Source organism: Streptomyces sp. NTH33 (assembly GCF_003236365.1).
Lineage (GTDB): Bacteria > Actinomycetota > Actinomycetes > Streptomycetales > Streptomycetaceae > Streptomyces.
The window spans coordinates 1-5,396 of the sequence record NZ_POTZ01000463.1; the positions used below are offsets into that span (position 1 = coordinate 1).

The 5,396-nt window shown below is 67.9% G+C and carries 4 protein-coding genes and 1 tRNA gene; 3 read left to right on the forward strand and 2 right to left on the reverse strand.

Annotation, left to right across the window (positions count from 1 at the left end):
- Positions 1 to 112: 112 nt before the first annotated feature.
- A tRNA-Leu gene (locus C1I97_RS30470) sits at positions 113 to 186 on the forward strand.
- Between the two features lie 106 nt (positions 187 to 292).
- A complete protein-coding gene (locus tag C1I97_RS30475; protein ID WP_111006322.1) occupies positions 293 to 1,069 on the forward strand; it encodes a helix-turn-helix domain-containing protein in 777 nt (258 codons plus the stop codon).
- Between the two features lie 10 nt (positions 1,070 to 1,079).
- Here the strand turns inward: C1I97_RS30475 and pyk are convergent, their stop codons facing one another.
- Positions 1,080 to 2,516: a pyruvate kinase gene (gene pyk, locus C1I97_RS30480; RefSeq protein ID WP_111006323.1), complete on the reverse strand. Its 1,437-nt coding sequence runs from the start codon at positions 2,514 to 2,516 to the stop codon at positions 1,080 to 1,082.
- Positions 2,517 to 2,636: 120 nt separating this feature from the next.
- Complete coding sequence (locus C1I97_RS30485; RefSeq protein ID WP_111006325.1) at positions 2,637 to 3,356, reverse strand: SIMPL domain-containing protein; 720 nt, start codon at positions 3,354 to 3,356, stop codon at positions 2,637 to 2,639.
- Positions 3,357 to 3,492: 136 nt separating this feature from the next.
- Between C1I97_RS30485 and C1I97_RS30490 the strand changes: the two genes are divergently transcribed.
- Positions 3,493 to 5,313, forward strand: coding sequence for a bifunctional metallophosphatase/5'-nucleotidase (locus C1I97_RS30490; RefSeq protein ID WP_111006324.1), 1,821 nt, complete (start codon positions 3,493 to 3,495; stop codon positions 5,311 to 5,313).
- Positions 5,314 to 5,396 lie beyond the last annotated feature (83 nt).

The following is a 5,396-nucleotide window of genomic DNA, read 5'->3' on the forward strand; positions in this document are numbered from 1 at the left end:
GTCACGGGGGCGCTCCTTGGTCCGGGGCGGGGCAGGTACTGCTCCCAAGAGCGTACCTAGCTGCGGTATGGTGGGTACGCAGCGGGTCGGAAAGATCTTTCGATTCGCAGGAGCTCCGGTAGTCCAATCGGCAGAGACGATACCCTCAAAAGGTATTCAGTGTGGGTTCGAATCCCACCCGGGGCACTTTTCCTTCTTTTCCAAGGTCACGCTTACTAAGCGGATGTTCCCATTCTGGTGAATGTCCGCCTTTTGTCGTACGCGGTCGCGATCACCTGCACACAGTGGCCACATGTACGACATGGATACACGCAAGCGAGCGTTGACCCTGGTGGCGCAAGGCCGCAGTCTGAACTCCGTCAGCAAGGAGACCGGCATCTCCCGCGCTGCGATCCGCTCGTGGCAGACACGCATCGAGCCTCTGGGCCGGCACCGTGCAAGACCCTGCCCTCGCTGCCGTGACGTACCAGGAAAACCTGAAGACATCGCGGCCTACGCCTACACGCTGGGCCTGTACCTCGGTGATGGCTGCATCAGCTCGCTGTGCAAGGGCGTGTACTTCCTTCGCATCACGTGCGCAGACGCCTGGCCTGGCTTGATCGACGCCTGCGCCGAGGCCATGCAACGCATCCGTCCCGACCACAGAGTGTTCCGCGTCCAGCGCCAGGGCTGCCAGAACGTCACCTGCTACAGCAAGCACTGGCCCTGCCTCTTTCCCCAGCACGGTCCCGGCAAGAAGCACGAGCGGCGGATCCTCCTCGAGCCCTGGCAGCAGGAAATCGTCGATGCCCACCCCTGGGAGTTCATCCGGGGGTTGATCCACTCCGACGGCTGCCGTATCACCAACTGGACGACTCGCCTCGTCGGCGGTGAGCGCAAGCGCTACGAATACCCCCGGTACTTCTTCACCAACACGTCGACCGACATCGTCCAGCTCTTCACAGACACCCTCGACAAGGTCGGCGTCGAGTGGCAGCCGCTCAACCAGAGCCGCGCCGCCGTGACGATCTCCATCGCCCGCAAAGCCTCCGTAGCCCTCATGGACGCCCACGTAGGCCCCAAGCACTGAAGAAGATCCCCTACCGAGGACTGTCGTCCTCCCCGACGTGGTGCACCCGGACCAGGTTCGTCGAGCCCGGTACCCCCGGTGGGGAACCCGCCGTGATCACCACCACGTCGCCCTTCTCGCAGCGGCCGTGTCTCAGGAGCAGTTCGTCGACCTGGTCGACCATCGCGTCGGTCGTGTCGACGCGCGGGCCCAGGAACGTTTCCACGCCCCATGTCACGCTGAGCCGGGAGCGGGTCGCCGGCTCCGGGGTGAAGGCCAACAACGGGATCGGGGAGCGGTAGCGGGAGAGGCGGCGGGCCGTGTCGCCCGACTGGGTGAAGGCGACCAGGAACCTGGCGCCGAGGAAGTCGCCGATCTCCGCTGCCGCGCGGGCCATCGCGCCGCCCTGGGTGCGGGGCTTGCTGCGGTCCGTCAGGGGTGGCAGGCCCTTGGCGAGGATGTCGTCCTCGGCCGCCGTCACGATGCGGGCCATCGTCCTGACCGTGTGCACCGGGTACTTGCCCACGCTGGTCTCGCCCGAGAGCATCACCGCGTCCGTGCCGTCGATCACCGCGTTGGCCACGTCGGAGGCCTCCGCGCGGGTCGGGCGGGAGCTGTCGATCATCGAGTCGAGCATCTGGGTGGCGACGATCACCGGTTTGGCGTTGCGCTTGGCGAGTTTGATCGCGCGCTTCTGGACGATGGGGACCTGTTCCAGGGGCATTTCCACGCCCAGGTCGCCGCGGGCGACCATGATGCCGTCGAAGGCCGAGACGATGTCCTCCATGGCCTCCACCGCCTGGGGTTTCTCGATCTTGGCGATGACGGGGAGGCGGCGGCCCTCGTCGTCCATGACGCGGTGGACGTCGAGGATGTCCCGGCCGCTGCGGACGAACGACAGCGCGATGACGTCGAAGCCGGTGTGCAGCGCCCAGCGCAGGTCGTCCTCGTCCTTCTTGGACAGGGCGGGGACGGAGACGGCGACTCCGGGGAGGTTCAGGCCCTTGTGGTCGGAGATCACTCCGCCTTCGATCACCCTGGTGCGGACCCGGGGGCCGTCGACCGCGGTCACCTCCAGGCCGACCCTGCCGTCGTCGACGAGGATGCGTTCGCCGGGGGTGACGTCGTCCGCGAGGCCGGCGTGGGTGGTGCCGCAGATGTGGCGGTCACCCTCGACGCCCTCTTCGACGGTGATGGTGAAGGTGTCGCCGCGTTCGAGGAGTACGGGTCCTTCGCGGAAGCGGCCGAGCCGGATCTTCGGGCCCTGGAGGTCGGCGAGGATTCCGACGCTGCGGCCGGTCTCGTCGGCGGCCTTGCGCACGTGCTGGTAGAGCTCCTCGTGCTCGGCGTGGCCGCCGTGGCTGAGGTTGAGGCGGGCGACGTCCATTCCGGCGTCGACCAGGGCTTTGATCCGGTCGTATGTGTCGGTGGCGGGTCCGAGAGTACAGACGATCTTTGCTCGGCGCATGATGTGACCCTAGGCCTTACCAGTCGGTAGTGGATTGGTGCGACGTGACTGCTCAACAACCTTTGATCGAAGGGACGTTGACGACTGTTGAAGGGGACGTGGCCGATGTGGCTGACGTGATTACAGTTTGGGCGGTTTTATGGTGAATCGCGCGTCGAGTTGCGCGTACACGTGCTGTCGTTCCGGTTCGAGGTCGAGGGGTGCGGCCTCCTCCTGCGGTGCGGGTGCGCCGTAGGCCGTCATCGCCCGCATGCCGCCCGGGGCCGGCGGCACGAAACGGGCGTTCTCCGCGCCGATGTCGGCGATTTCGACGAGGGCGGCGAGTGTGGTGCCGAGTGCCTCGGCGTACTCCCTGGCCCGCTGGACGGCCTCGCGTACGGCCTGCTGCCGTGCCTGCCGGTGGGCGGGTGAGCCGGGGCGCAGCGCCCACCAGGGTCCGTCCACCCGGGTGAGTTCCAAGTCGGCCAGTCGGGTGGTCAGTTCACCCAGGGCAGTGAAGTCGGAGAGTTCGGCGGTGAGGTGGACGGTGCCGCGGTAGGTGCGGACGCGTTCGCCGCGGCCGCGCCGGGCGAGTTCCGGGGTGATGGAGAAGGCGCCGGTCTCCAGGTGTTCGACGGCTTGGCCGTAGGACTTGACGAGGTCGACGATACCGGCGTTGCGCCGGGTGAGGTCGTCGAGGGCGGAACGGCGGTCCTTGCCGCGAGCGGTGACGGTGATGCCGATGCGGGCGATCTCAGGGTCGACTTCGAGGTGGGCCTCGCCGCGGACGGCGATGCGAGGCGCGTCGGGGGTGCCGTAGGGAACGGCGGATCCGGGTCCGGGTCCGGGCGCTGACGTCATACGCCCCACTCTGTCACCGTTGCCCGGCCTGCCGCCCTCGTCGGTCATCGGATCGCAACCTCCCGGGGGTGTTGCGGTTCGCCGCGGGCCGCCAGAATCTACGCGCGTCATCGACCTTTCACCAGGAGAACCAGACATGCCGCTGAACCGCCGGAAGTTCCTGACGAGATCCGCCGCGACCGGGGCGGGGGTGGCTCTGGCCGGCGCGGCGGCCCCGGCGGCCGAGGCCGCGCAGGCCGCGGGCCCCGCCGCGGCCGGGAAGCCCCAGAAGCCGGGCAAGCGCTGCTCGCTCACCGTCATGGGCACCACCGACCTGCACGGGCACGTCTTCAACTGGGACTACTTCAAGGACGGGGAGTACACCGACGCGGCCGGCAACGCCCAGGGCCTGGCCCGGATCTCCACGCTGGTGGACCAGGTCCGCAAGGAGAAGGGCCGTGGGAACACGCTGCTGCTGGACGCCGGCGACACCATCCAGGGCACGCCGCTGACGTACTACTACGCGAAGGTGGACCCGATCACCGCCAAGGGCGGCCCGGTGCACCCGATGGCCAAGGCCATGAACGCCATCGGGTACGACGCGGTGGCGCTCGGCAACCACGAGTTCAACTACGGCATCGAGACGCTGCGCCGGTTCGAGCAGCAGTGCGACTTCCCGCTGCTGGGCGCGAACGTGGTGGACCACCGGACCCAGAAGCCGGCCTTCCCGCCGTACTTCATCAAGAAGTTCCACCAGCCGGGTCTGCCGCCGGTGACGGTCGCCGTGCTGGGTCTGACCAACCCGGGGGTCGCGATCTGGGACAAGGCCTACGTCCAGGGGAAGTTGGACTTCCCGGGGCTGGAGGAACAGGCCGCGAAGTGGGTGCCGAAGCTGCGGTCGATGGGCGCGGACGTGGTGGTCGTCTCGGCGCACTCGGGTACGTCCGGCACCTCCTCGTACGGTGATCAGCTGCCGTGGGTGGAGGACGCGGCGGCGAACGTCGCCCGGCAGGTGCCCGGTATCGACGCGATCCTGGTGGGCCACGCGCACAAGGAGATCCCGGAGCTGAGGGTCGCCAACGAGAAGACCGGGAAGACGGTCGTGCTGTCGGAGCCGCTGTGCTACGCCGAGCGGCTGACCCTGTTCGACATCGAGCTGGTGTTCGTCAGGGGCAAGTGGGAGGTGGAGTCGGTCTCCGCCTCGCTGCGCAACTCCAACACGGTCGCCGACGACCCGAAGATCACCAAGCTGCTGTCGGACGAGCACGCGAAGGTCGTGAAGTACGTCAACCAGGTGGTCGGCCGGGCGACCCAGACCCTGACGACGGTGGACGCCCGCTACCGGGACGCCCCGATCATCGACCTGATCACCAAGGTGCAGGAGGACGTGGTGAAGGCCGCGCTGGCGGGCACGCAGTACGCGGCGCTGCCGGTCATCGCGCAGGCCTCGCCCTTCTCGCGGACCTCGGAGATCCCGGCCGGCGAGGTGACGATCCGGGATCTGTCGAGTCTGTACGTGTACGACAACACGCTGGTCGCCAAGCTGATGACGGGCGCCCAGGTGCGGGCGTACCTGGAGTACTCGGCGGAGTACTTCGTGCAGACGCCGGCCGGTGCGCCGGTCGACGTGGACAGGCTGACGAACGCGAACAACCGCCCGGACTACAACTACGACTACGTGTCGGGGCTCCAGCACGACATCGACATCGCCCAGCCGGCCGGTTCGCGGATCAGGAACCTGACGTACGACGGTGCCGCGCTCGACGACGCCCAGCAGTTCGTGATGGCCGTGAACAACTACCGGGCCAACGGCGGCGGCGCGTTCCCGCACGTGGCCTCGGCCCAGGAGCTGTGGTCGGAGTCGACGGAGATCCGCACCCGGATCGCCGAGTGGGTGACGGCGAAGGGCGTACTGGACCCGAAGGACTTCGCGTCGGTGGACTGGAAGCTGACCCGTAACGGCACGCCGGTGTTCTGACCGGCTCCCCGCGCGGGGGTGTGAAGGGACGGCCTCAGATTCCGTCCGCCAGGAGTGCTTTGATCTGGCGGGTGGGCGGGATC